Genomic DNA, 25,387 nt, shown 5'->3' on the forward strand with positions numbered 1-25,387 from the left:
CCGTCTCCGCCACGGCCGGGGACGGTTCCGGGTCGGGCGCGGGCCTGTCCCCGACCCGCCCCGGCCGGTTCCGGATCGGGCCCGGACGGCGTTCCCCTTCGCGACGCGGCGGCGTTCCCCTGGTGCCCGGACGCGGAACGTCGACCGGCCCGGCGGCCCCGTGCCGCACCGCCCGGTGGGCAACCGGCGGAGCCCCACTCGGCGTTCCCGGGGGCGATAGGGGAGAATCGGGGGTTACCGGAGCAACCCTAGGTGGAGGTCCCGTGTCCGGATTCGTCGAGAAGCCAGAGCCCGTTGAGGTGCCCGGGTTGGTGCATCTGCACACCGGCAAAGTGCGCGACCTCTATCAGAACGCGGCGGGCGAGCTGGTGATGGTCGCGAGCGACCGGGTGTCCGCCTACGACTGGGTGCTGCCGACCGAGATCCCGGACAAGGGCCGGGTGCTCACCCGGCTTTCGCTCTGGTGGTTCGAGCAGCTGGCGGACATCGTGCCGAACCACGTGGTCAGCACCGAGGTCCCGGAGGGCGCCCCCGCCTCCTGGGAGGGCCGAGTGATGGTCTGCGAGCGACTGCGGATGATCCCTGTCGAGTGCGTCGCGCGGGGCTACCTCGCGGGCTCCGGACTGGCCGAGTACCGGGAGTCCCGCACCGTCTGCGGGCTGGCGCTGCCGCCGGGGCTCACCGACGGCTCGGAGCTGCCCGCGGCCATCTTCACCCCGGCGACCAAGGCCGCCGTCGGCGAGCACGACGAGAACGTGTCGTACGAGGAGGTGGCCCGCGAGGTGGGGCCGGACACCGCGGCGCGGCTGCGCCAGTGCACCCTCGCGGTGTACCAGCGGGCGCGGGACATCGCGCGGGACCGGGGCATCATCGTGGCGGACACCAAGTTCGAGTTCGGCTGGTCCGGGGACGAACTGGTCCTGGCCGACGAGGTGTTGACGCCGGACTCCTCGCGGTTCTGGCCCGCCGAGAGCTGGGAGCCGGGCGCGCCGCAGCGCTCCTTCGACAAGCAGAACATCCGGGACTGGCTCACCGGCCCGGACGCGGGCTGGGACCGGAACAGCGAACAGCCGCCGCCCGCGCTGCCGCCCGGCGTGGTGGAGCGCACCCGGCAGACCTACACCGAGGCGTACCGCCGCCTCACCGGCCTCGACTGGACCTGACCGCGCCGTAGGCCCCCTTCCCTGACCCCCTTCTCTGACCCTTCTTCCCTGACCCTGACCCCTGGCCCCTGTTCCCCGAGTCCTTGGTGCCGGGGTCCCGTTTGTGTGACGACGGGGCCCCGGCACCGTCCTTGGGTTCTAACCGTCCCCACGTCATCCCGCCGTCGGGGCGGTCCCCAACCTCCCGCCGTCGGGGCGATGTCGGGGGCGCCGGTATCGGTCCCGTGACATACGGCCGCCGGGGCCGGAGGACGGCGGGGACGGACGCGGCGGACGGCGGCGGACAGCGGCGGACGGGGCGGAAGCGCCGGATCGCGGAGGTGCCAGAACCGGGCGAACCGGACTTCACGGTGCGACGCGGGAGTGCTCCGGGGTCAGGTCGGGAGGCTCTGTGGCGCTCTGCCCGATACGTCCGTGGTCTGCGTCAACGTCCCGCTGTCCGGGGGAGGTTCGACCTTGTTCACCGGGTGCGCGGGCCGTACGGGTGGCCGGGACGGAGGGGTCCGGCTGTCGAATCGTTGTCAGCGGGTGCCTTCTGTAAGGCGACTGTCACAGCTTCAAGGGTTGCGTCACCGGGCCGGAACAGTGCGCCATAGAGGCTCCTCCGCAGGCCATCGGGTGCCTAACGTGATGACCACGCGATGAGCACGGACACGAGACGAGCTGGCACGGGGGGTTCCGCTGTGGGTACCAACGAGATGGCGGTTCTCGGCATAGCCGAGGACGAGGAGCGCATCTACCGCCACTTCCTGCGCAACCCGGAGACCCCGGTCACGGAGGTTCACCTCGCGCTGGAGCTGGACCCCAAGTCGATCGAGCGTCAGCTCGGCCGCCTCTGCGAACTGGGCCTGCTGCGGCGGCTCGACAGGGAAACCGTGGCCCCGGTGGACCCCGAGGGCGCCGTCGCCCGCCTGATCGACCAGCGGCTCGGCGAGCTGCACGAGGAGCTTCAGCAGGTCACCGCGTCCCGTCGGCTGGCCGAGTCGCTCCGCTCCGAGCAGCGCCGTCCGGAGGCCACCCCGCGCGGTATCGAGCAGCTGACGGAGCTGCACGAGATCCGCGACCGGATCGACGACCTCGCGTTCTTCGCCCGGGACGAGGTGCTGTCCGTCGAGCCGTACACCGCGCTGACGCCGGAGAACATCCAGCAGTCCCGTCCGCTGGACCTGCGCTGCCTCAACCGTGGGCTGAGCGTGCGGAACGTGGTGCTGCGGGAGGCCCTGGAGGACGCGGACACCCTCGCCTACCTGCGCGAGCTGGAGGCGCACGGGGCGCGCATCCGCGTCGTCGACGAGACCACCGAACGCGTCCTGATCTACGACCGGCACTCGGCGGTCGTCCCGCTCGACCCGGAGGACAGCGGCCGTGGCGCGCTGATCGCCCACGAGGGTGCGCTGGTCAACAACCTGGTGGCGCTCTTCGAGCGGATCTGGGACCAGGGCGAGGACCTGGACGACGTGCTGAACGAGGGCGGGGACGACGAGGAGTCGGCGCTCTCCGAGGTCGAGCGGCAGGTGTTCGTGGCCATGTGCTCCGGTGACAAGGACGAGGTCAACGCCCGCTCCATCGGCGTCTCGGTGCGGACCTACCGCCGCCACGTCGCCGAGCTGATGCAGCTGCTGGGCGCGGGCAACCGGGCGCAGGCCGCCCTCCTCGCCCGCGACCGCGGCTGGGTCTGATCCCGCCGAGCCCGGGCGGGCCGAGCTGATCCGGAGTCGGGCGGAGTCGAGCTGATCCGGCGCCCGGTCCGCGTGCCCCGGCCCGAACGACGGCTTCGATACGAACGCGATGTCGGTGGGGCCGCCGCGAACGTCCGTGGCGAGACATACCGTTCGCGGGCACGACTACGGAGGAGAGACCATGGGTGACTGGTTCCAGACGATCGTCGACACGGAGGCCACGCCGGAGGAGGCGCCGGGGCTCGCGGCGAACGTCGTCGACTGGCTGGTCGCGGACGGCGTCATCCTGGCGGAACGTACCGACTGCGTCCTGGGCGCCGACGCCGGGCACGCACCGGGGACGCGTTACGGCGACGCCGTCCAGCAGCCCGACCCCGAGCTGGTCAACCTGTGGAGCAACGGCCTGCACGCCACGGTGGGGCGCACGGTCTTCGACGCCGGGCAGGGCGAGCCCTCGGCCGTCACCTGCCCGCACTGCGCGGTGGAGATACGCCTCGTCGACGAGTACTGGTCACCCGTCGAGGAGAGTTGGCACCGGTTCGCGCCCGCGGTGGGCTCCTGGGCCGAGGGGGACGACGAGCCCGTGGCGTGCCCGTCCTGCGACCGGGCGGCCCCCGTGCACACGTGGCACTGGGCCGACTACTTCGCCTTCGGCTCCCTCGGCTTCACCTTCTGGAACTGGCCCGACCTGCGCCCAGAGTTCGTCGCGGACGTCGCACGCCGTCTCGGCGGCCACCGCACCGTCCTGCTCGAAGGCAAGCTCTGACACGGCGAGTTGGGAGAGCCACGGGGACCGGACAGGCCACCGACGGTGACCGACTCCAACGGCCAACGCCGCTTCCACCACACCCGCCGTCCGCGACACGCAACCCCCACCGAACAACGCCCCGTACCGCCTGCGTACCGCCTGCTTGTTGGCCGTCCAGGGGTGCATTCCGCGCAGCGGGACGTCTCAGTGGCCAGCCGGGTTCGTCTTGAGGGTGCTGGTGAACGCGGCGAAGGCGTGGATGCTGACCAGGAGCGCGGCCCCGTCGGGCAACTTGGAGTCCCGGACAGCGACCGCGTCGTACGAGGTGGCCGTCAAGTCGGCAGTCTCCACACAGTTGTTGCCGTTGCCGCTGTAGGTGGACTTGAACCAGCCAGCAACGCCCACGAGGTCCGAAGTGGCTACGGAGCCTGCGTGAGCTGTGGTCATTCCCTGGTCGCTCGCGATAGTTGGTGCAGAACCTTCGGGGCGTCCTCCGGGAGCCGGACGCGAGCTGTTCGTTGGCTGTCCGGCCCGTCTTCCGGTCGCCCGTCGACGTTTCCCCTGACGTGACTGTGCTCTCGGTGCCGTGCATGAATGCACGGCACCGAGAGCACCCCGTTCTGTTCGCGCCAGCTGTCAAGTACCAACGTCCGCCGTGGGGTACACCAGAGCCCCCGGGGCGTCAGGCTCGGGGGCTCTGTTCTCGCTTGGCGTCGAGGCTCAGGCGCCGATGCCGTCGGTCTTCACTGCCTCCACGAAGGAGGTCCAGGCGTTCGCCTCGAAGACCAGGTTCGGACCGTCGGATTCCTTGCTGTCACGCACGGGCGTGACGCCGGGGAAGCCGTCGGCCACCTCGATGCACTGGCCGTTTCCGCTGCTGTAGCTGGACTTGCGCCAGGCGGCTTCTGTCGAATCAACCGTGCTCATAGCTCTCCGTCCGTGGGAATCGATCAGGGTGAGCCGTTCAGTTGACGAACCGACCTGTTGTGCCACCGGAGTTGAGGGCGACGATGAAGGAACTCATGGTGTGGTAACTCAGCAACAGAGCGGGTCCGTTGGGCTGCTTGCTATCGCGCACTGCGACGAGCTGCGCTCCCGCGTCTACGATGCCGCATTCGACGCACTGCGCCGCACTGTCCGAACGCGACGACTTCCACCAGTTCACGGACAGGGCGGAGGCGTCGACAACATGGCTCATAGAGAATCCCTTACCTGTGCGATGCGTGCCATGGACGCTTCGACGGACAGCGCGGGCGCGCGAAGCCGGTCGAAACCTTCCCGGTAGACGGCTACTTGATCTCGACGCTCGACGTACAGAGCGGCCGTCAGGCTCTCAGTATGAACGACATCGAGATCAGCATGTTCCTCAAACCCCAGCACGGTGTAGGAACCCACCTGACCCACATGCGGCGGAGCATTCGCAGGCATGATCTGGACGTTGATGTTGGGACGCTTCCCCAGGGAGAGCAGTCTGCCGAGCTGCTCGCGCATGACACCCTCGCCCACACTCTGTGTCTGCAAGGCCGAGTCACTGATGATCGCCCACATATCGAGTGGACGCTCACGGGTGAGCACTGACTGACGTGCGAGCCGCACCTCGACCAAGGCGTCAACCTTGGCTTCCACTGCCGCTGACATAGCCGTCGCGGTGATGATCTCCCGTGCGTACTCGGCGGTTTGCAACAGGCCGGGAATCATCCCGGCCTGCCATGTGGAGAGTTTGGTAGCTTCGGCTTCGAGGCTGATCAAGTCCTCGTAGACCGGCGTGAGAATGCCCCGATACGAGTGCCACCAGCCCCGTTGCGAGCCCTCCTTGGTGAGCATGAGGAGCGCTGCGCGTAGCTCGTCGCCAACGTCGCGACCAAGCTCCTCGTAGAGCTTGAGAAGCAGCTCGACGTCGTCCGGTTTGGCAGCGTTCTTCGCGGTCTCGATCCGCGACAGCTTCGAGTACGTGAAGTCACCGCTGGACTTCTCCGCGACCTCCTCCAAGGTGAGGTCACCGCGCAGGGCGCGGAGCTTGGCTCCGAGCCTGCGCCGTCGCACCGTGGGCGCGCTCACTGGCTCTCCTCCCTGGTAGGCGTGCGCTCGACAGTCTGCCGTCCAGTCTCCGCCCGTGTCACCACTGCCTGTTCGTTCATCAGACCCCTCACTCCAGAGTGTGCAAATTTCTATTTCTCGCTAGTTCCTCTTGCGGATCTATAGCGTGGTGGGCACGCTGGAGTCACTAACCGCGACGGGAACTTACTCGGTGTGGCTGCCTCGGTGTGGCTGTATGCGGTGATTCGAGGTGATTGAACGGTGGCAGTAGTCGGCGCCGGTAGTCGGCGGCCTCTTGTCAGCTGCGACGCCTCGTCTCTCCAGGTAGCGCCACACGTCGAACCTGAAGGCACCTCGATGGCACAGGCGTTGTCCGCATATTGGACGCGGATCCCGCTGCACGCGCGATGGATGTCCGTACGCCCACACACTGAACAGGCAGGGAGTGACGTCATGACGGCGAACGACGAACCCGAGGTCAGCAGTCCCATCGCTGAAGCCGAGGTGGTGCGGCGGGAGTTACAGGAGGCGTTGTCTGGAGCGGGGGTGGAGTTGCCGTCGTTGGGGTTGGATCCGTTGTCGTGTACGGGGCCGGTGCCGCGTCCGTTGGTGGATCTGGGGCGGTGCAATCTGGCGGTGGCGCGGGAGTTGGCGGTGGTGTTGCGCGCGTACGCGGCGCGGGGGTGGGAGCGGTGAGTGTGTACCGGGTGCTGGCCCGGATGTGGGTGGCGGGGTGGCTGCTGGTGTGGGGGCGACGGTGAACGGCTGGGCGGGCTGGGTCAGTTACGCGGTGGCGGTCCTCGCGCTGGCGGCCATCCACCTGTGGTGCGTGCGCCACTCCGCCGCCTCGGACGCGTCGACCGGGCAGGGTGCGGGGCGGGAGCCGGGCTCGGCGGAGGGGTTCGTGCCGCGGGGGTACGGGGTGTGGTTCACGGGCCGCTGTGGCCTGTACTGCGAACGCGAGGAGGTTCGGGTGACCGCGTTCCGGACGGTCACGATGCCCTGGGGCCGGACGGCCCTGTTCGGCTGCGTCCCCTGCCTACGTCGGCTGATCGACCTGGAGCGAGCCCGGACACGTGAACTCACCGCCCCCTTCCGCACCCCCATCAGCGCCCAACCCCAATCACCCCCATCGCACCCGCCGTCGACGACCACGACGAGCGATCCACGGGACCAGAACGGGACAACACCCGAACTGACCCCCGGAAGCGGTGCGTTGGTCTCTCCACCGGACGAGGTGTGGATTCGAGGTCGGCCGACCGCTCCGCTGTGGTGCCCCGGGAGGTGCCATGAACCGGCTCTGTGAGCGGCGTTGCACGACGCGCTGCGACCACCCCACCACCGTCGTCCGCGACGGCAAGACCCACTGCGGCACCTGCGGCCGCCAGCTCTACCTCTGAGCCGCGCGCCATGACAACAGCCGGGCTCCGGCTCCCAACTTCCGGGCGAAGAGCGATAGTTCGGCCTTCGCGCCGCAGCATCCACACGCGTACGGACCGCCAACCCCCTCCCACGAACGGCCTTTGGGCATGACCTCCACTCGACTTCCCCTCGCGGGCGAGCCCGTCTCCCTGGCACGCGCACGCGCACGCGCACCCGACGACCAGAGCGCCGAGGCCGGTTGCGGCGCGGGATGTCCGTACGGGTGCGCGTACCCCGACGAGACCGCGCTCCCGGCTCACCTGGCCGACGCGGAGCCGGTGGACGGCTACCGGTGTCCCCCTGACCTCGACCGGCCCATCCTCGCGATCGCGCTGACCTGCGTCACCGCTCTGCTCACCCTCGCCCTCGTCCTGGCCGCCTGCCAGGCACCCACCCCACCACCCGGCGGCCACATACCCCCCACCCACTGCCCCACCACCACACCCCCCACCACCCACACCACCTGAACCCACCACGCGATCCGGCGTGATGCCTCAACACCCGCCCACAACAGTCCAGTTCACGTAGAAGGAGCGCACGGGCCATGCACACCGAGTACGACTTCACCCACCCACCCGGCCGCCGCGTCGGCGTACTCGCCCTGATCACCAACCCCGACGGCGACATCCTGCTGGTCGAGAAGGTCTACCGGAAACAGCAGGGCGACCCCCACCCCTGGGGACTGCCCGGCGGCTGCGCACAGCCCGACGAGGACCTGCACGACGCCTTCCGCCGCGAACTCCTCGAAGAGACCGGCCAGCGCATCGAACCCGGCGACCTGCTCACCGTCCACCACATGCCATCCGACCCACCCCACCGCGAGGGCCTGAACTTCGTCTTCAACGGCGGCGTCCTCCACCCCGCGCACCGCATCACCCTGCCCCAACACGAGCTGAGCGACCATCAGTTCGTGCCGCTGGACGAACTGCCGTACTACCTGGCGCCGCACCAGCTCAACCGCGTCCGCACCGCCGTCCGTAACGCTCTCAACGGCCACCGCGCCGCCTACATCGCCGGACACCCCGCCTGAGCCCCCCGTCTGAACAGCGTGCCTGAACAGCGCACCCCTGATTGGCTGTGGCGATTCCGTTGGGGAACGTCCTTGGAGTGCTCCTGATGCCCGCGGTGTTTGGAGAACAGCACCAACTCGTCCTCCCGCGGATGGGGCGCGAGCGTTTCACCTGGTGCAGCCGGAGAATGATCGGAGGCTTGCTCTGGCTGCGTCCGGTGCGGGTTCTGAATGCGTCGATCGTGTGGGCACGGGACAAGAGAGCAGCGGCGCCGCAGCGGCCGTCCCGCGAAGACCACGTCCTACGTCCGGTGCTCCGTCTCCGCCAGTGCGGCCTTCTGGACCGTGGCGGTGAGCGCTTCGGGGACCAGGTTCTCCAGGTGGGTCAGGAGTGCGGTTCGGGTCTCCTCAACAAGGTTGGTGAGTCCGGTGCCGGTCACTTGACTGGGCAAGAGTACGCGGCGGAAGTCCGGGTCCTCGATAGCGCCCGCGATGAGTTGTTCGGCCAGCCAGAGCGGAGTGCGTTCGCAGAGTACGAATGTCAGGTGCACGCTCGGGCTGTCTGACGCGGGGACGTGCGGGTTGTGGACCCAGCCTCGTGGCAGAAGCAGTGACTCCCCTGGCCGGAGGTCGATCTCCAGGTCCGGCCCGGCGGACTCCCACTGTTCGACGTAGGAAGCCTTCCACACCCGCCATGATTCGTTGTACTCCCGCATCGGCGCTTCCACGGGAGGACGCCACAGGTGCCAGCGTTTGACGCCTTCGAGCTGGACGATCACGCCCATCTGCTGGTCCCAGTGGTGGCGCAGGCCCTGGCTGCCGGGTGGAGTGAGGAAGGCGGTGACGTGGTTGCCGTATCCGGTCTCCTGCTGGATGGTCCGCGAGGCGTGGGCCATGAAGGGCATGATTCGCTGGAGGTTGCCGATCCGGATGGTGAAGCCCTGGTCGTAGAGTTCGCGGAGCTTGACTGCGTTGGTGCGTCCGTTGTCCTTGAACGCGTTCTGGTTCAGGGATGGATACGGAGCGCGGACCACGGCGAGTTCATCGGCTGGCAGGCAGCCGGTGGCCACGTGGTCGTGAAGCACGGCGGCGGAAACGGCGCGATCCAGGTCCGTGGACTTGCGCCGGTAGACGCGGGGCTCGTCCGGCCACTCGGTGAGGAGGCTCTGGACGCCCTCCGGTGGGAGGATGAGATGCAGCGACATACGGCTGGTCTCCTCTCAGCTCGGCGGAAGCGGGCAGGTAATGCCGGGATGGAAGTGGTTGGGGCAGCAGACGACGGAGTAGGCCACGAAGTTCTGGGACTTGATGTAGTACGCCCACACGACGTCCACCCCGCGTGAGAGGGCGTCCTCGGCGTAGTGGGCTTTCTCTTCCACCATCACGTGGGTGCGGGAAGGGCTCCCGGCCCGCTCGTACGGTGGATTGACGGCACAGGTCTTCTTCAGCCAGTCCACGGCGTCACAGACGACGGTCCAGGTGCGGTCTGCCGTGGTCTGGTTGCGCTTCAGCAGAGCGTGGCCGGTCTGCACCGGGGGGAGGGTCTGGGCGAGGAACGTGCGGGTCTGCTCATCATCAGGGGCGGGGCCGGGGCGCCGGAGGTGTTCCTTCCCGTACTCGTGGCGGGTGCCGGTCCAGGGACCGTAGCCGTGCCAGTGGCCTGACCAGTTCATGGTGCCTCTTCGCGGGAGAGACGGGCCGCCGTGGTGCGGTGGCCCGCTCGGTAGGTGATTGGTCAGATCGACAGGCCGCGCAGTGCGGCGTAGCCACGGACGAAGGTGTCCAGCTCCTCGGCGGTGAAGCGCAGTTCGTTGCCAGACGCCTCGGGCTTGCTGTCGCGCAGGACGTACGTGGAGCTGGTGCCGGGAACCAGGGCCAGTTCCACGCAGGTCTCGTGCTCGCTCTGAAGGTTGCCGCCGCAGAACGTGATGAACTCGGTTCCGTCGGTCGACAGGGAGTAGAGGTTGTCGCTCATGTTTCCTCCTCGGTGTGCATGTGGGGATGCGGTCCCCATACCGTGGATCGCTTGCCTCCGTTCCGGCTGACCGCTGTCGTCAGGACAGCCGGGCGGGAGCGGAGCCGCTTCCGTGCGTCCGGGGACGTGCTCGCAGAAGCGAAGTCAGGGATCGGTTGAGGTGGGTCACGTGCCGGCGTGGAAACCGCTCCCGGTCTCTGTCGTGCGGGGGCGCGGGAGGCAGCGGCACTCGACCACCGGGGGCGACCGGGATCATGTGGTCCTAGGTGGCCGAAGGCGTCCTTTACGGGCTTGCGGTGTCTGCCGGTCCGGCCATGGTGCACTCCCTGTCTTCGCTCAACTGCGGGTGCGGGACGAGGCGCCTGTGCTGTCTACGACGTTAGGGCGCGGGAGCGGTGAGTTGCGAAGAAGTTGCAACCAGTTGCGAGCCGATCAACGCAGGGCGTCGCATGCCTTCATGATCAGGCTTCGGGCTTTGCCGCCGTAGACGGCCATGTGGGACAGCTCTGCGAAAGCGCGGCCGTATAGGGCGACTTCACTGGGTTGTGTGATGGTGACTTTGGCGGTCAGCAATTCCACGTGGACCCGGCCCTCGTCAAACATGGTGAAGGTCTCCTGGCCCCAGATACGGCGGGGTGTGGTACGAGGGATGACCCCGAGAGATACGTGCGGGGAGCGCATCGCGTCCAGTAGGTGGGTGAGCTGCCCGACCATGGTGGCGGCACCGCCGTATGGGTAGTAGAGGACGTCCTCTTCCATGAGGATTCCGAAGCAACGGCCGTTCTCCCGGGCCTTGCTGGAGCGGGCTACGCGGGCGACCGCAGCCTCGGTGGAGTCGTCCGGCACGCCCCTGAAGCGAGCGATGTTGCTCAGCAGCGCGCGGGCGTAGTCCCTGGTCTGGAGGACGCCGGGCATGACGCGCGTGCTGTAGACGCGAAAGTGGCTGGTGCGTTCGTACAGCGGGAGCGCGTTCTCCTGAAGACGGCGCAGGCCGGTGCGCTGGAGGCGGCGCCACTGCACGTACATGGAGTCCGTCGTACGGCGTGCCGCGATCAGGTCGGAAGCCTGGTCGGCGGCGTCACAAGCACCGCACCACGCCCGGATGTCGTCATCAGACGGGCTCGACTTGGCGTTCTCCAAGCGAGAGGACTTGGACTTGTGCCAGCCGCACAGCGCCGCTAGCTCATGCCCGGTCAGCCCCGCATCGTGACGGATCTCCCGGAGCCGGGAGGCGAGTGCCTCGCGGGCGGCCTGGGCGCTGGAGGACGGGGAGACGGGCACGGGCTGGGACGGTACGAGGCCGGGGGTTACACCTCGAAATCGTGGTGTGGGAGGGCGCGTTTCCATACCGCTTCGAAGGCGGTGGCGCAGAGTTCGGCCACCTCCGGGTCGTGCGTGATCTCCGGTCCGGCGGAGGCACCGTCTCCAGTGAAGTGGTTGAAGCGCACTACCTGGTCATCGAACAGCCAGAAATCGTTGCCCGGGAGGGTGAGGGCCGAGGCGTTGTGCCTGGGGAGCCAGCGGACTTCCTCTCCGGCCTCGATGTTCAGGTGGGCTCCGGCATGGGAGAAGCGCATGTATTCCGTGACCGGCGTGGACACGATGCGGGCCCGGCGCAGCACCACGCCTCTTGCCGTGGCGGCGCGGACGCCGTCGAGGAAGGGGCGGCGACGCCCTTCGCGGTCATGTCGGCTGGAGTCGTCACCCGCCTTCCACGCCTGGAATTCCGGGGACTCCCCGGCGATGCCGTACGAGTCCCGCATCTCCAGGTGCACGGCCGACCTGTGGCAGTTGGCCAGCATGTCAGCGAAGGTCGGCAGCTCGCCGTTCTGCTGCATCACACGCCTCTCGGATCTGCGGCACCATGCGGGCCGGGATACGGATGATCTCCTCGGTGTCCGGGACGCCGCCCGCCATGAGGCACTCCGCCTTGATGGTTTCGTCAGGCTTCCAGCCCTGGAGCACCAGGTCTGCGGTGTCCTCTTCTACCCAGACCGAAGGGCACTCGTCAATATCGCTGTTGGGGTCCTTGCCGAAGAACAGTAAGGCCATATTCCCGCCTCTCACGGAGTCGTTCGCCATGTCTACTCAACCATCACGCTGGGATCTTTCATGGGCAAGAGGGCAAGGTGGTTGTGAGCGCAACGGCGGCGTCCTCCACCCCGCCCACCGCATCACCCTGCCCCAACACGAGCTGAGCGACCATCAGTTCGTGCCGCTGGACGAACTGCCGTACTACCTGGCGCCCCACCAGCTCAACCGCGTCCGCACCGCCGTCCGTAACGCTCTCAACGGCCACCGCGCCGCCTACATCGCCGGACACCCCGCCTGAGCCCCCCGTCTGAACAGCGTGCCTGATGACTGTGCCTGGACAGCGCGCCCACCACCCGGGCCCCTACGTGCGGTCCCCGTGCCAACTGACCCTGAGGGCAGACGGGTTGGGGCCGGGGGGCGGGCGCTCCGTCGGCGCGGTGCGACGTGGCGCGACGCGGTGCGGCGGGTGACCGTCTGGCCGGGACCGCGGAGGGGCCCCTCCGAGGGCGTCGCCGCGACGGGGGTCAGCTTCCGGGGGTGCCGGGCGGGTAGCCCTCCGGGGGGAGGCCGAGGTACAGCTCGTTCACCCGGGTGCGGGGGCTGGCGTCCAGCGCGGTGAGGATCAACTCGGCTACCTCCTCGGGCTGGTTGAGGTGTCCTGGGCGGTACTCGACCCCCGCCCCCTCGCGCAGGCGGCGCTGGAGGGGCGTCGCCACGCAGGAGGGGAAGACCGAGGTCACCCGCACGCCGTGTGCCGCCTCCTCGGCGCGGAGCGCGTCCGCCAGCGCCCCCAACCCGAACTTGCTCGCCGCGTAGGCCGCCCAGTGCGGCTTGGCGGTGGGCCCCGCCCAGAAGTTGAGGAACACCACCTGCCCGGCCGCCCGGCGCAGCGCGGGCAGCGCCGTGCGGGTCAGCTCGGCCGGACCGGTCAGGTTGACGGCGAGTTGCCGGGCCCAGGACTCGGGGGTGGACGAGCCGACGTCCGCGAACTCCGCCACCCCGGCCGCGTGGACCAGGGCGTCCAGGCGCTCGGCACCGGTGCTCCGCAGGGCGGGGGCGACGCTCTCCGGCGCGGCGAGGTCCAGCACGACGGGCTGGGCGTCCAGCGCCGCGAGCCGGGCGCCGTCCCGTCCCAGCGCGATGACCTCGTCGTCCCGTTGGCGCAGCGCGCGGACCAGAGCGGAGCCGATACCGCCGCTGGCGCCGCTGACCATGATCCGGGCCATGACTCGTTCCTTTCAGGCGGTTTCTCTCGGCCGGTTTCTCTCGGCCGGTTTCTCCGGGGGAGGGGGCCGCGGAGGCGCGTGCCGGGGCGCGCGCCGGTGGAGTCGGGGGTCGGCGAAGTCGGGGCGGGTGGCGGCCGGTTCGGCGGGACGCCACGGCTGCGGCGTCCCGCCTGGCGGGCGCGGGTCAGGGGCTCGTGCGGAACCAGCCCTGGAGGTCCGCCATGCTCAGATGGGACTCGCAGCTGTGGTAGGTGCCGTCCGTCAGGAACTCCCGGGTGGCCTGTTCGAGCGTGGCGTAGGCGGCTTGGGCGAAGCTGCCGCCAACGCTGATCCGCCGGACTCCGGCCTCCCGGAACGCGGCCACGTCGGGCGCTCCCGGCATCGCCATCGCGCTGATCGGCAGGGGAGCCGCGTCGACCAGCTTCGCCAGCTCCGCCAGGTCGAAGAGGAGCGGGACGAACAGGCAGTCCGCACCGGCCTCGGCGTACGCCCGGGCGCGGGCCAGCGCGTTCTCGAAGCGCTCGGCGGGTTCGCCGACCCGGGCCAGGTACACGTCGGTCCTGGCGTTGATCACCAGTTCCGGCAGACCGGCGGCCCCGGCGGCCTCGCGGGCCGCCGCGATCCGCTCGGCCTGCTCCTCGGGGGTGTGGAGCGGGCCCGAACCACCCGGTGAGTCCTCCAGGTTGACGCCGACGGCGCCCGCCTCGACGGTGGCGGTGACGGTGGTGGCCACATCGCGCGGACCGGGCCCGTAGCCGCCCTCGATGTCGGCGGTCACCGGGACGTCGACGACGCGGGTGACGCGGGCGATGGCGGCGATCATGTCCTCCCGGCTCAGCCGCTGCCCGTCCGGGTAGCCCAGGGACCAGGCCACGCCGCTGCTGGTGGTGCCCAGCGCCGGTGCCCCGGCCCGCTCCGCCACCACCGCGCTGAGCGCGTCCCACACGTTGGGGAGGGTCAGCAGCTGCCCCGGGTCGTGCAGTGAACGCAGCCGCTGGGCACGGACGTTGAGGGGGTTGGTCATCGGTGGTGCCTTTCGGTTTCCGTGGTGTGGTGCGGTGGTGCGGTGTGGCTGGGGCGCTGGGTTGGGCTGGGACTTGCTGGGACGGGCTGAGATGGACTGGGACGGGTGGGGAGACCGGGGGCGTGGGCCGTTTCGTGGCCGTGCTCACGGAGGCTCGGTCGGGGCGGCCGTCTCGGTCGGGCCGATCGTCTCGCGCGGTCCGGTGGGTGGGGGCGGTTCGGCTGACGGCGGCCGTCCGGCCGGTGGGGGCGGCTCGTCGGGGAGGACCGGGGTGCGCCGGGGGGCGCGGAGCGCGCGGAACAGCACGGTGGGGGACATCAGCCGACGGGGTCGGCTCCGCATGTTGACCACGTCGAGGAAGCACCGGTGCACCGTGACGTCGGTGATCGCGCCGTCCAGCAGCCGGTCCCGCAGACGCAGCCGGAGCCGCTGGGTGCGGCTCGGGTCCCTCCGCAGGTGAGGCAGGAGGAGGTCCTGTTCGGCGGACATCTCCCAGGCGTCGTCCACCGCCCGGCCCAGGCGCGCGAGGTACCGGGCCGGGTCCGGCGCGCCGCCCCCGCGCCCCGCCGCGCGCAGCCAGGCGTCCAGCGCCTCGGCGTGCAGCGCCCCGCAGGTCATGCCCTGGCCGTAGACCGGGTTGAAGGAGGCGACGGCGTCCCCGAGGACGGCGAGGCCGGACGGGAAGCGGGCGAGCCGGTGGAAGTCCCTGCGCATGCTGCTGGGGAACCGGTAGACGGCGACGCCCCCGGCGGGTTCGCACTCCCGGACCAGCGCCCGCAGCGGGCCCGGTTCGCGGAGGCAGCGGCGGGTGAAGTCCCCGAAGTCCCGGCGCGGACGGTTGTCCCGGTACCCGGTGACGAGCGCCATCCAGCGGTCGCCCTCCACCGGGTTGAGGGAGCTGGCACCGGGCACGCCCGCGCGGGCGGTGCGCACCGAGTGCGCCGCCGTGAAGCCGTCCAGCCGCTGGCCGGGCGGGCGGTGGAAGAAGCAGGTGGCGTACCCGATGTCGACCGGCACCCGCCGCTTCGGTGGTTCCGGATAGCCGTGTTCCGCGAGCCACGTGACGAGGCGGCTGGAGCGCCCCGAGGCGTCCACGACGAGGTCGGCGGCGATCCGTTCGGCGACGGTGCCGGAATCTCCCCGTCCGGCCGCCCGCTCTCCGCCTTCTCCCCGTCCGTCCCGTCCGTGGCCGTGCCGTCCGCCGCCGGGGACGGTCTCGGCGGAGCCCGGGACGACCCAGGCGCCGTCCACCCGATCCCCGCTCAGCGAGAGGCCGGTGACCCGGCCGCGCACCAGCCGGACCCGCGTCAACTCCATTACCTCGCGGCGCAGTTCACGTTCGAGCAGCGGCCGGGTCATGCTCAGCATGTCGTCGCCCGGGACGGGCACCCGGCGCAGGCCGTCGGCGAACCAGGCGCCGTCCCGTTCGAAGTCGAGCGGCACCGCGCCGCGTGAGATCAGCCGGTCGAACAGCTCCGGGAACAGCCGTCCGATGATCTCGCGGCCCCGGCCGAGCAGGATGTGCGAGTGCGCGCCCTGCGGCGCCCCGCCACGGACCACCGGCTGGTCGGGGAGTTCGTCCCGCTCGACGAGCACGACCTCCTCGGCGTGCTCGACGAGCACCCTCGCCGCCAGCAGGCCCGCCATCCCGGCCCCCACCACCAGAGCGGCCCGCATATCGCACCCACTTTCCTCGCCACGGCCGAGCCGCCGCCCGTTCGCGCGCCGCGCGCGGCTCAGCGCGGCACGGCCCGGTGGTCCCCGGTGTCGTCCTGACCGACGGTCACGAAGTCCAGCGCGGTCCTGACCACCCGCTCGTCCCGCAGGATGCGCCGGTGGCCGAGGCCGCTGGTGGTCATGAGCCGGGCCGTCCCGCCGTAGGCGTCGACGATCTTGTGGGCCTGCTCCACCCTGACCACCCGGTCCTTCTCGTCGTGTATGACGAGCATCGGCAACCGGACCCGCTCCGGGCGGTGGACGGCGGAGAAACGGGTCCAGATGTCGCCGTCCCCGGCGAACAGCCGCCGCTGGATCTGACGCCGCAACTGTGGCCAGATCCGGGGGCGCAGCCCGAGGCCGACGCAGAACGAGTCGACCAGATAGCCGAAGTCGCAGACCCCGCCGACCGCGACCAGCCGTTTCGCGTCGAGCACGCCCTCGCGCAGCGCCAGGAAGGCGGCCATCACCCCGACCGAGTGGCCCAGCACGGCGTCGAACGGGCCGTGGCGTTCGCTGACGCGGCGGATCGCCTCCTGGAACTCCAGGACCGTGGAGAACTCGCCCTCCGCGTCCCCGTGTCCGGGGGCGTCGAACGCGACGACGGTGTGTCCCGCATCCAGCAGGCCGGGCACGAACGGGGCGAAGCAACTGCCGCGCGACTCCCAGCCGTGGGCCAGCAGCACGCGCCGGTCGCCCGTACCCCAGACGTACTCCGGGACCCGCTTCCCGCGCGCCCTCAACTGGGTGACCTCCGCCGACCCCAGCAACTCCCGCTCGGGCGGAGTGGGTTCGGCGCGCTTCAGGGGCAGGGAGAAGATCCGGTAGGCGCCGCGCCCCGCGAGGTGGGGGGAGAGGACGGAGGTGGCGTTCAGGGCGGTGCGCAGCGTGGCGACTGAGGCGTTCACTTCCGGTCCTCCTGGAGTGGCTGTCCGGCGGCTGGATCCTAGCGCGACCGTTCGTTCAATTTCCGGGTTTTTCCGGAGAGTTGCCCGAGGTGGGGGTGGTGACCGAACAGCCCGGGAGCGCCCGGCGCGCGCGGCCGACCGTCCCGCCCACCGCCGTACGCCCCGCGCCGCGCGTCCCCGACGGGCCGTCGGACAGGGGCGGTTCGGACACCAGACGCCTCCCGTGGGGGAGGGTCAGCCGGGGCGGTGGGGCGGGGCGGCCCGCGTGGCGGCGCGGCGCAGGGCGCGGGCGGCGGTGAACGCCAGCTCGGGTAGCTCGTCGCGCTGCCAGCCGAGTTCCCCGTCCGGACTGAGGCCGTCACCCTCGTTGTTGTGCGCCAGCAGCACCGAGTACAGGTGCACCGCGCCGCGTTGCTGGAGCCGCTCACGCAACTCCCCGGCCGGTACGTCCTCCAGCACCCGGTGGCTGACCGGCAGTGGACCGTACGAGCGCGACCAGTCCGGGTCCAGCAGGTACGGGACGCGGGTCTGCCGGTCCGCGGCGACCCCGCCCTGCGTCTCCCGGTAGGTGCGGATCACCGAGTGCCCACCGTCCACCAGCCGGAAGACGCTGAGGTTGCCGCGTGGCCGCGCCCCGTACAGCGCGGACTGCTGCACGAGGGTGGGCAGGATGTCCGGCACCAGCGAGGAGGCGCCGTCCCCGACGAAGGCCAGGACGTGGTCCTCGCGGGTCAGCGCGACGGCCGGGACCGCCTGGAGCGCGTCGCCCATCAGCGCCCGCCCGTACCAGCCGGAGTAACCCGGCCCGGTGCGCGGCAGGTTGCGGACGGCGGATATCGCGCCCCGGCCGACGTCGTACAGCCCGGTGTAGCGGTAGCCGGTGGTGGTGATCAGGTCGTCCAGCACCTCGGCCAGCCGGTGGAAGAAGTGGTTCGGGCTCATCGGCCGCAGGGGCAGCCGATGCAGCAGGTCGGAGGCGCTGTCCCGGGTTTCGGCCAGCGCCGCGCGCCGCGCCTCCCGCACCTCCGGGCGTACGGCCAGCCCGTCCCGCACGGCGCGCAGGAATCCGCGCGCCTCGGCGTGCACCGGAAGGTCGGTGAACGGCGCCAGATGGGCGGCGGTGTCGGTCACCTGGACGACGTGCAGCGAACGGCGCAGCGCCGACTCGGAGAACGGGGTGGCCAGATCGGCGATCCGGCTCTTGACGAAGAACAGCGACTGCTCCCGGGCGGGCCGTGGCCGCCCCGCCCGGTGCAGGAAGGCGTGCACCCGCGCCGAACAGCCCATCATTCCCAGGGTGCCCAGGTACTCCTCGACCGGTCGCCCCGCGTGGTAGCGGCTGACGGTCCCCGGCCGGGCCAGCGAGTCCGCGAGCCCGATCCCGCCCTCCCCGGCGATCCCGAGGACCAACTCACGTTCCTCGGCGTCCAGTTGGCCGCACTGCCAGAGGATCCGGCGCGGGTCCTCGTTGAGCAGCCGTAGCACCGGCTCCAGTGCGCTCTCCGTCACCACCGCGCACCCGGCCGACCCCCGCTCCGGGGACCCGGCCAACCCCCGCTCCGGACGTCCGTACCGCCCCGACTCCGGGCGCTGGCCCGCCAGTTCGGCGGTGGGCGGTTCGGTGGTGGACGGGTCGGCGGTGGGTGGTTCGGCCGTGGGCGGGTCGGCGGTGAGTGGTTCGGCGGTGGGTGGTTCGGGGAGGGCGGCGTTCAGCACCGGCGCCGTGGCCAGCAGGAACACCGGACCCTCGTCCGCGTCGAAGTCCGCCTGGGCGGCGGCTAGTTGTTCGGGCAGTCGCTCCGGATCGTCCAGGAACCGGCTGCGTAACCCCCGGGCGCGCAGCACCGCGCGGGAGTCCTCGCCCTGGTGCACCGTGCCCTGGAACGGGAACCACGCGTGGGGGTCGGCCTCGGCACAGACGACGAAGCCGCGCGCCCGCGCCTCCCGCAGGTTGGCGAGGGTGCCCCGGAACTCGTCCACCATCCCGTTGGTGACGACGATCAGGAACGGGGCCTCGTCCAGCTGCCAGCGGGCCAACGCCCCGGCGGCCAGGCTCTGTTCACTCGGGCCACGGAGCACGGGGTTGCCGTGGGCCAGCGCCGTCTCCTCCAACTCCCCGATGATCCCCGTGACCTGGGAACCGGTGTAGTAGTGCAGGCCCCAGCGGATCCCGGCGCGCGCGGTGAGGAAGTCGGTGAGGCCGCGCGCGAGCGCCCGCCGCCTCGGCGCGCGCGCCCGTGCGGCGGCCACGGTGTGCCGGGCCTGGACGGCGTCGGCGAGGGCGCGGACCACGTCGGCGGCGAGCAGCCACGGTTCCCCGGGCAGCCGCCGCGTCCCGAACGGCGAGCCCAGCCGCACCAGTTCGCCGGACCGGTCGACCTCGCCGGAGACCGGGACGCCCCGCGCGTCCGCTCCCGCCGGGGACGCGGACTCGTACACCTGGACGGTGTAGGCGGAGAACTCGGCCGTGACGCTCTCGGGTAAGTGGGCGGACAGGGCGCGCAGTTCGCCCGGCAGCCCGTCGTCCAGCGGGCCGGTGTCCACCCCGGCCGACTCCGCGTCGACCAACAGCAGCGCCAGCACGCCGGGTGCCGCCGCCTCCAGCGCGGCGGGCGCGGCGCTCAGCGTGTCCGCCCGCAGGTGGTGGACCTCGTCCGGCGGCAGCGCCCGGTCCAGGAAGCGCCGCGCGCGCCGCACCGTCTCGCCGTACGCCTCCCGGGGGTACGCGGGGCCCCGGGGCGGTGCCGCCACACCGGAGGCGAGACCGGCGCCGAGCCCCGCGTCGGCCAAAGCGAGGAGGACGACGGCATGGAACTCGGGGCGCTTCCCGACGCTGAGCACCAGCAGCCGCTCCCCCTCGGACCCGCCGGAGGGCGCGGGCGGAGCGGCTGGACCAGGGCGTGGGACGGACTGGGGCACGGCGGGCCTCCGTTGGTCAGGGCCGCCGTACGCCGGACAGCCCGGGGCGAGGTGGAGGGGACGGGAAGGGACGGACGACGGGCGGGGGCCAGCGGACGGACGGTGGACGGGCTCCGGAGTTGAGGAGCCCCGGTGGGTGGGTGCGGTCGGTGGTCAGACGGGGACGGCCTCCAGGGCGCTCTCCGCGCGCCCCGGCGCCTGATGCACCGCGCTGACCTCGAAGTCCGCGGCCTCCAGCAGCGCGCGGTATTCCGCCTCGGTGCGGTCGTGGCCCTCCAGCATGACGAGCATCAGCAGGTCGATCAGTTTGGCCTGGGCGGACGGGGAGGGGCGCCCGAGATCGCCCGGCGCGGCCGGTCCGGGGTGCTCCAGCCGCTCCAGCACCAGCAGCCGGGCGTGCGGCGGTATCGCCTCACGGACCCGCCGCAGGACGCGCGTGGCGCGCGCGTCGTCCCAGTTGTGCAGCACCCGGGAGAGGACGTACACATCGCCGCCGCCCGGGAGTTGGTCGAAGAAGCTGCCCTCGACCAGGTCCACCCGCCGCTCCAGACCGGCCTCGGCCAGCCTGGGACGGGCCCGGCCGAGGGCCTCCGGCAGCTCGACCAGCACGCCGCGCGCCGCCGGACGGGGGGTGAGCGCCCGGGTCAGCAGCCCGCCCTCACCGCCGCCCACGTCGACCAGGCAGCCGAGTCCGGACAGGTCGCAGCGGGCCAGCGCGGCCGGTACCGGCGCGGTCCCCATCGCGGCGGAGAACGCCCCGCCGGTGCGGGCGTCTCCGTTGACGTGGTCGTAGAACGGCCGTCCGTACACCGCCTCGAAGGCGGGCTGGCCGGTCGTCAGCGTGTGCGTGATCTCGCCGAACGAGCGGTGCACCTCCTCCCCGAACATCAGGGCGGACTCCCGGCTGGAGCGCGGGGTGTCCGCGCAGAGCAGCCGGGTGACCGGGGTGAGCGCGAACGTACCGGCGGCTGGTTCGCCGAACAGGCCCACCGCCGCGAGAGAGCTGAGCACCCGACGCACCGCCCGGGCGTCGGCCCCGGTCTCGTGAGCCAGTTCGGCGGCCGGACGTGGGCCTCCGGCCAGCAGGTCGGGGATGCCCAGCCTGGTCAGCGCGTAGCAGCACTGGGCCAGCCAGCCGCCGGTGAGCACCCCGAACAGGGCGGCGCGGTCGCGCGGCCCGGGCGGCGTGACCCACTCGGGGACGGCTTCCGTGGCCCCCGTAGCTCCCGTGGCCGCCGTACTCCCCGTGGCCCCTGCTGCCCCCGTACCTGCTGTGGCCGCCGTGGCTCCCGTGGCCCGCGTGGGGTCGTCGGCCCGCGCCTCGCCCGTCATCGGGTGGCCCCGGAGCGCGCGGCCTCCCCGGCGGCCCGCCCGGACGGCCTCGGTGCCGCCCCGGAGTCGGCCGCCTCCGAAGAGCCCGCAGCCGCAACGGAGTTGGCGGGCCCTTCGGGAGCGGCCCGCACCCGGCGGCCGAGCCGGCGTACGGTCTCGGCCGCCGCGATGGTGTGGCCCCGCAGGTTGGCGTGCCGCCCGTCCGCGCTGAGCAGGTCGGGGAGTTCGGCCGCCGGATGGTGCGAGAGGTCGAGGTGCAGGGTGTCCAGCTCCCCCGCGATCACCTCGGTGACCCGCGAGAGCAGCCGGAGACGCGTGGAGAACCCCCGGCCCGGCGACTCGGGGGGCAGGGGCAGGTCCATCATGCCGACCGTCAGCACCTCGCAGCCGTCGGTGCGCAGCGGGGTGATGATGCCGCGCAACTCCTCGGCGGTGCGCTCCGGTTCGAACGACGGCCACAGCGCGTCGTACCCGCCGCAGGCGACCAGCGCCAGATCCGGTCCGAAGGCCAGCGCCCGGTCGAGCTGGGAGGCGCGCACATGGGCCGCCCGGATGTTGCGGCGGCCGAAGTTCCGGTAGGCCAGCTCGGGTCGCTGTCGGCGCAGAGCCTGGGCCACCTGCGTCGCCCAGGGGACGTCGGGGTAGCCGGGGACGGGGTCTCCGAGCCCCTCGGCCACGCTGTCCCCGAGGACGGCGATCCGGCGCCAGGGGTGCCCGGCCAGCAGCGCGTCCGCCTCCTCGCCGGTGAGGCAGTACGGGTCGGGGGCGTCGCCGGTGGGGTCTTCGGTGAGCATGACGGTGGTCAGCTTCCCTTCCTCTCCCGCTTCTCCTCGCCGTGCGGGCCGTGCCCCTGCCCGGCTCTCCCGGTCCGTGCCCAACTCCCGCCGCATGATGTCCTGTTCAGAGGGTGCGGGGACGCGGAGGGCGCGGGACGCGGGGCGTTCGGAGCGTGCGGGCGTGCGCGGGCATGCGGCCGGGCGTGCCGCCGAGGAAGCTACAGCACGATCGTTCATTTAGATTGTCCACGACGGCACGGCGCCGTCAACAAGGTAAGAATGCGATCGGCCGTGCGGTTACGAGTATTTCCAGCCAGGGCCCGGACTCTCCTGGCTCGCCCGCGAGGAGGTCAACGCCGCGCTCCAGCAGTCGACTTCAGGCTCACCCGCACCGGGAGACCCTGGCCGGCAGTCGCCCACCATCGACCGGTCCCCGCCCCTCCGGGCGCGGGGAGGCGTGGACGCTCGCGGTTGCCCGAAGCCGCGGGCCGCGCCGTACCACGTCCCCGCGCGCCCCCCCCCGCTCGCGCTCTCACGGTCGCACCCCGGAAGCGGTGACTCAGCGGTACCTCCGGAGGAACGCGGAAGCGGTACCTCCGGAAGCGCGGGGCTCCCGTAATCCGGCCGATCCACAGGAGCGGCGGCTGGTTCGCTGGTGGACGGCGTCCAATGGGGTTCTTGTGTCCCGGGGGTCAGGGAGCTGTCGCGATCCTCCGATTACGGAGATCTGGCCAGGTTCCGCCCGGATTCCCAGGGCGGGCGGACGGGTATCGGTGAGCGCCCGTGCGTCGCCAACTACCATGAAATGCCCCTCAGTGGCCTGGTATCCAGTGTCCGCTCTATCTCTTTCCTTGTCGTCTTCGGAGCACGGTCGGCAATGAGTCGATACCAGAAACCCCGTGGATCTCCCTGCGGCCCGTCAGTCGGGATTTCCCGCACCGGGTGCCCGCACCCATCCCAGACTGGACGCCACCGTGGAGAAATCCGGTCGAGGGGCAGGGAGTTGAACCACGCTCCCAATGATCCCATGAATTATTGGGCGGACAGAAAGGGTTCGGTATGGCGTGAACAAACAGCTGCGGCTGACCCTCTCTTCGTGAGTGTCACCGCGGTGTGGCCTGACAGTAGATTTCACCGTTGCCATTGCAGACACCTCTTCCCCGTCTTGGGACCCGCGCCGGTCCCGCCGCGATCGGGACGTCCGCTCTCGGAACGCGGCGAGCGATGGCCTGGCCGGACTACGCTGGTGCCTGCCCACCCAGTCGAAGGGACTCCGCGATGTTCGTGATCCGCCGAGCGACATCGACCGACCGGGAAGCAGTCGAGGAACTGACGCGAGCACGCGCCCGGTGGATGGCTGAGCGTGGCGTCAGGGGTGCCCAGGGTTGGGAACGGTTCGCTGAGGAATCTGGCCGCCAGGCGGCCGCACCGAACACGCCGGTGCGGGTCGTCGCGACGGAGGCGGGTCGTGTGATCGGCCGGACGACGCTCGGTGAGCAGACACCGTTGTGGGGCTGGACTGAAGAAGAGCAGGCGCAGTCCGCGTACTTCCTCAATACGACCGTCACGCACCCGGAGTTCGCCGGTCAGCGAGTGGGGTCCCTGCTCGCCTGGTGGGCAGTGGACCGCGCCGCCGCGACCGGCCGGGAGTGGGTCCGCCGTGCCGTTGGACCCGACCCCGGACTGCTGCGGTACTACTGCGACGTTCAAGGCTGGCGGATCATCCACCAGACGGAGCGCTACGGAGAAGACGCGTACCTGCTTGGACGTGAGGCTGAGTCGCTTCCGGGGCTTGCGCGTCATCTACTCGCCCCCGTCTGACACTCCGCGTAACCCGATCTCGGTGGACGCGATCTGAAACAGTGTTCGGTCCATCTCTCCGTGCGGCCCTTTCCGGAATTCCGAGTTCACTGTCTTCGTGAGTCCATCTCCGTCCACGAACCCCGCGTCGATCAGCACGCCTCCCTCCCGGACCATGGATTCCAGGAACGGGAGGACGTAGCGTCGCATCGCGTTGTTCATCGCGTGGACGAAATTTCCCGGAACCGGCGCGTGAACAGCTTCCGGAGACATGCCAAGTCGGGCCAGGCGAAGCCTGTTCAACGCCTTGTGCTCGCGCCACGGGCGCGGCAGCCATTCCGCGAATCGGATCAGCTCCGGGTCCGCGAGCGGCGAGACGGGCCACAGCCCGTTGCGCATGAACTGCGGGGTGCGGCAGGCGAATGCGAGAAGCGTGCTGTCGTACAGCACCGGGGACGGTGCGATGCCGTCGTTGATGTGGTCCACGACGGCCAAGGTCCGCTTTCCGGTCCAGGGGCCGGAGGGCGGGACTTCTCCGGCGGGAGGACGTTCGTCGTCGCGTAGGGAGGTGAGTTCGTCGCCGCCCGTGCCGCCGAACGACCACCAGACGCCCGCCCGGGTGAGGGCACGCATCATGACTTCTTCCGCCTCGGTCCATGGATCGTCATACGGACTCACCGCCTGGCCGTTCGCCCGCCGCCCGGCAGGGTTGAGCGGCAGGTGTGCGAGCACGTCCGTACACACGTCCCGCGCGATCCCGAAGGCGCTGATCATCTCCTTGCGGCGGCGGATCTGCTGCTCACGGGCTTCGCCGCCGAGGAGCATGGCAGCGGCTGTGATGCCGGGGCGGTCGGGTGCGGTGAGGCTGGCTGCGACGTTTGCCGAGTCCATCCCGCCGGACAGCTCCACGGCGGAGCGATCCGCGATGAAGTGCCGTCGCGTGATCGCCTGTCCGAGAAGCTGTTCGTAGGCGTCGAGGACATCCGCGCCCGGCCGCAGGGTGCGAGGCTCGGTGTGTGGAGCGCCCGGCGGGTAGGCGAGCGCGAGGCCATTGGCGGTCCACGACGCGGTGGAGCGCTCCGTGAGCCGGTGCACCCCCCGCCAAAGGGTGTCGTGGGTGTATCGATGCTGGAGCCGCAGCAGACGGGCAATCTCGCGGTCGATCAGGGCACCGACCCGGCAGTGTTCGCGGAGGTCGGCCAGATCCCATGAGCCGTCCAACTTGCCGTTGTTGCTGGTGAGATAGAGCGGCGCGACGCCCCATGCGCCCGCTCGGATCGTCGCGGTACGGGGTGTCAGCTCGACGACAGTCCAGTCCAACACTCCCTGGCAGGCGGCCCGTAGACGTGTGCGGTATGCGTCCGGGGCCATGCGGACCGGCGACCCGCCGGGGGACGCGTCGGTTTCATGTCCGCGTTCTGCCGAGATCACTGCCACGGCTGTACCGTCGCTGATCATTTCGTGGCAGATGGCTGGATGCTCGTACGGCTCGATTCGGGATGCGCCGTGACGCCACTCGCGGCCGGTCCATGCCCATTTGTCCGGGTCGCTCTCCAGGCTGGCCCGCGCAATGCTGAGCTTGAGCAAGGGAGTTCTCCTCTCGGAACGGAACGGCCCAC

At 70.9% G+C, this 25,387-nt stretch carries 27 protein-coding genes; 9 read left to right on the forward strand and 18 right to left on the reverse strand.

Annotated elements, in window-relative coordinates:
* The first annotated feature begins 263 nt into the window (after positions 1-263).
* The 3 genes from E0L36_RS19620 (at position 264) to E0L36_RS19630 (ending at position 3,608) form a co-directional block, all read left to right on the forward strand.
* On the forward strand, positions 264-1,163 hold the full coding sequence (locus tag E0L36_RS19620; RefSeq protein ID WP_180930432.1) for a phosphoribosylaminoimidazolesuccinocarboxamide synthase: 900 nt from the start codon (positions 264-266) through the stop codon (positions 1,161-1,163).
* Positions 1,164-1,846: 683 nt separating this feature from the next.
* Positions 1,847-2,842, forward strand: a complete 996-nt coding sequence (locus E0L36_RS19625; protein WP_180930433.1) for a response regulator transcription factor — start codon at positions 1,847-1,849, stop codon at positions 2,840-2,842.
* A gap of 181 nt (positions 2,843-3,023) precedes the next feature.
* On the forward strand, positions 3,024-3,608 hold the full coding sequence (locus E0L36_RS19630; RefSeq protein WP_180930434.1) for a hypothetical protein: 585 nt from the start codon (positions 3,024-3,026) through the stop codon (positions 3,606-3,608).
* 186 nt (positions 3,609-3,794) lie between these two features.
* On the opposite strand, the gene E0L36_RS19635 is transcribed toward E0L36_RS19630, so the two are convergent.
* From E0L36_RS19635 to E0L36_RS19650, 4 genes are all read right to left on the reverse strand, one after another.
* Positions 3,795-4,037, reverse strand: coding sequence for a DUF397 domain-containing protein (locus E0L36_RS19635; RefSeq protein WP_180930435.1), 243 nt, complete (start codon positions 4,035-4,037; stop codon positions 3,795-3,797).
* Positions 4,038-4,310: 273 nt separating this feature from the next.
* Positions 4,311-4,517, reverse strand: coding sequence for a DUF397 domain-containing protein (locus tag E0L36_RS19640; protein ID WP_180930436.1), 207 nt, complete (start codon positions 4,515-4,517; stop codon positions 4,311-4,313).
* Between the two features lie 37 nt (positions 4,518-4,554).
* Positions 4,555-4,788 (reverse strand): DUF397 domain-containing protein, encoded by a 234-nt coding sequence (locus E0L36_RS19645; protein WP_180930437.1) that lies wholly within the window; start codon positions 4,786-4,788, stop codon positions 4,555-4,557.
* Positions 4,785-5,648, reverse strand: a complete 864-nt coding sequence (locus tag E0L36_RS19650) for a DUF5753 domain-containing protein (RefSeq protein ID WP_180930438.1) — start codon at positions 5,646-5,648, stop codon at positions 4,785-4,787. Before E0L36_RS19650 ends, E0L36_RS19645 begins: the two co-directional genes overlap by 4 nt.
* A 432-nt stretch (positions 5,649-6,080) precedes the next feature.
* Here E0L36_RS19650 and E0L36_RS19655 point away from each other — a divergent pair, with 432 nt between their 5' ends.
* From E0L36_RS19655 to E0L36_RS19670, 4 genes are all read left to right on the forward strand, one after another.
* Entirely contained in the window at positions 6,081-6,323 is a 243-nt protein-coding gene (locus tag E0L36_RS19655) for a hypothetical protein (protein WP_180930439.1), read from the forward strand.
* Positions 6,324-6,360: 37 nt separating this feature from the next.
* Positions 6,361-6,933, forward strand: a complete 573-nt coding sequence (locus E0L36_RS19660) for a hypothetical protein (RefSeq protein WP_180930440.1) — start codon at positions 6,361-6,363, stop codon at positions 6,931-6,933.
* Positions 6,934-7,156: 223 nt separating this feature from the next.
* Positions 7,157-7,516, forward strand: a complete 360-nt coding sequence (locus E0L36_RS19665; RefSeq protein ID WP_180930441.1) for a hypothetical protein — start codon at positions 7,157-7,159, stop codon at positions 7,514-7,516.
* Positions 7,517-7,593: 77 nt separating this feature from the next.
* Positions 7,594-8,079 carry an NUDIX hydrolase gene (locus E0L36_RS19670; protein ID WP_180930442.1) on the forward strand — a complete coding sequence of 162 codons (486 nt, stop codon included), beginning with the start codon at positions 7,594-7,596 and terminating at the stop codon, positions 8,077-8,079.
* A 281-nt stretch (positions 8,080-8,360) separates the two neighbouring features.
* On the opposite strand, the gene E0L36_RS19675 is transcribed toward E0L36_RS19670, so the two are convergent.
* From E0L36_RS19675 to E0L36_RS19700, 6 genes are all read right to left on the reverse strand, one after another.
* On the reverse strand, positions 8,361-9,263 hold the full coding sequence (locus tag E0L36_RS19675) for a JmjC domain-containing protein (protein WP_180930443.1): 903 nt from the start codon (positions 9,261-9,263) through the stop codon (positions 8,361-8,363).
* Positions 9,264-9,278: 15 nt separating this feature from the next.
* A complete protein-coding gene (locus E0L36_RS19680) occupies positions 9,279-9,731 on the reverse strand; it encodes a hypothetical protein (RefSeq protein ID WP_180930444.1) in 453 nt (150 codons plus the stop codon).
* 62 nt (positions 9,732-9,793) lie between these two features.
* Positions 9,794-10,033, reverse strand: coding sequence for a DUF397 domain-containing protein (locus E0L36_RS19685; protein ID WP_180930445.1), 240 nt, complete (start codon positions 10,031-10,033; stop codon positions 9,794-9,796).
* Positions 10,034-10,465: 432 nt separating this feature from the next.
* Entirely contained in the window at positions 10,466-11,314 is an 849-nt protein-coding gene (locus tag E0L36_RS19690; RefSeq protein ID WP_180930446.1) for a helix-turn-helix transcriptional regulator, read from the reverse strand.
* A 26-nt stretch (positions 11,315-11,340) separates the two neighbouring features.
* A complete protein-coding gene (locus E0L36_RS19695; protein ID WP_180930447.1) occupies positions 11,341-11,871 on the reverse strand; it encodes a DUF6879 family protein in 531 nt (176 codons plus the stop codon).
* Positions 11,837-12,085: a hypothetical protein gene (locus tag E0L36_RS19700; protein WP_180930818.1), complete on the reverse strand. Its 249-nt coding sequence runs from the start codon at positions 12,083-12,085 to the stop codon at positions 11,837-11,839. Before E0L36_RS19700 ends, E0L36_RS19695 begins: the two co-directional genes overlap by 35 nt.
* Before the next feature lie 28 nt (positions 12,086-12,113).
* Here E0L36_RS19700 and E0L36_RS19705 point away from each other — a divergent pair, with 28 nt between their 5' ends.
* Positions 12,114-12,365 (forward strand): hypothetical protein, encoded by a 252-nt coding sequence (locus tag E0L36_RS19705; RefSeq protein WP_180930448.1) that lies wholly within the window; start codon positions 12,114-12,116, stop codon positions 12,363-12,365.
* A 226-nt stretch (positions 12,366-12,591) separates the two neighbouring features.
* On the opposite strand, the gene E0L36_RS19710 is transcribed toward E0L36_RS19705, so the two are convergent.
* From E0L36_RS19710 to E0L36_RS19740, 7 genes are all read right to left on the reverse strand, one after another.
* A complete protein-coding gene (locus E0L36_RS19710) occupies positions 12,592-13,293 on the reverse strand; it encodes an SDR family oxidoreductase (RefSeq protein ID WP_180930449.1) in 702 nt (233 codons plus the stop codon).
* A gap of 184 nt (positions 13,294-13,477) precedes the next feature.
* Positions 13,478-14,317 carry an isocitrate lyase/phosphoenolpyruvate mutase family protein gene (locus E0L36_RS19715; protein ID WP_180930450.1) on the reverse strand — a complete coding sequence of 280 codons (840 nt, stop codon included), beginning with the start codon at positions 14,315-14,317 and terminating at the stop codon, positions 13,478-13,480.
* Positions 14,318-14,461: 144 nt separating this feature from the next.
* Positions 14,462-15,994 (reverse strand): NAD(P)/FAD-dependent oxidoreductase, encoded by a 1,533-nt coding sequence (locus E0L36_RS19720; protein ID WP_180930451.1) that lies wholly within the window; start codon positions 15,992-15,994, stop codon positions 14,462-14,464.
* A gap of 59 nt (positions 15,995-16,053) precedes the next feature.
* Entirely contained in the window at positions 16,054-16,941 is an 888-nt protein-coding gene (locus E0L36_RS19725) for an alpha/beta hydrolase (RefSeq protein ID WP_180930452.1), read from the reverse strand.
* A gap of 234 nt (positions 16,942-17,175) precedes the next feature.
* Entirely contained in the window at positions 17,176-19,860 is a 2,685-nt protein-coding gene (locus E0L36_RS19730; RefSeq protein WP_180930453.1) for a hypothetical protein, read from the reverse strand.
* 153 nt (positions 19,861-20,013) lie between these two features.
* Positions 20,014-21,192: a methyltransferase gene (locus E0L36_RS19735; protein ID WP_180930454.1), complete on the reverse strand. Its 1,179-nt coding sequence runs from the start codon at positions 21,190-21,192 to the stop codon at positions 20,014-20,016.
* Positions 21,189-21,986, reverse strand: coding sequence for an SGNH/GDSL hydrolase family protein (locus tag E0L36_RS19740; RefSeq protein ID WP_180930455.1), 798 nt, complete (start codon positions 21,984-21,986; stop codon positions 21,189-21,191). The genes E0L36_RS19735 and E0L36_RS19740 overlap by 4 nt, the downstream gene beginning before the upstream one ends.
* Before the next feature lie 1,260 nt (positions 21,987-23,246).
* Between E0L36_RS19740 and E0L36_RS19745 the strand changes: the two genes are divergently transcribed.
* On the forward strand, positions 23,247-23,789 hold the full coding sequence (locus tag E0L36_RS19745; RefSeq protein WP_180930456.1) for a GNAT family N-acetyltransferase: 543 nt from the start codon (positions 23,247-23,249) through the stop codon (positions 23,787-23,789).
* Here the strand turns inward: E0L36_RS19745 and E0L36_RS19750 are convergent.
* Positions 23,772-25,355 (reverse strand): asparagine synthase-related protein, encoded by a 1,584-nt coding sequence (locus tag E0L36_RS19750; protein ID WP_180930457.1) that lies wholly within the window; start codon positions 25,353-25,355, stop codon positions 23,772-23,774. The genes E0L36_RS19745 and E0L36_RS19750 overlap by 18 nt on opposite strands.
* Positions 25,356-25,387: the final 32 nt, after the last annotated feature.

The sequence above is a fragment of the Streptomyces sp. AJS327 genome (assembly GCF_013450295.1).
GTDB lineage: Bacteria > Actinomycetota > Actinomycetes > Streptomycetales > Streptomycetaceae > Streptomyces.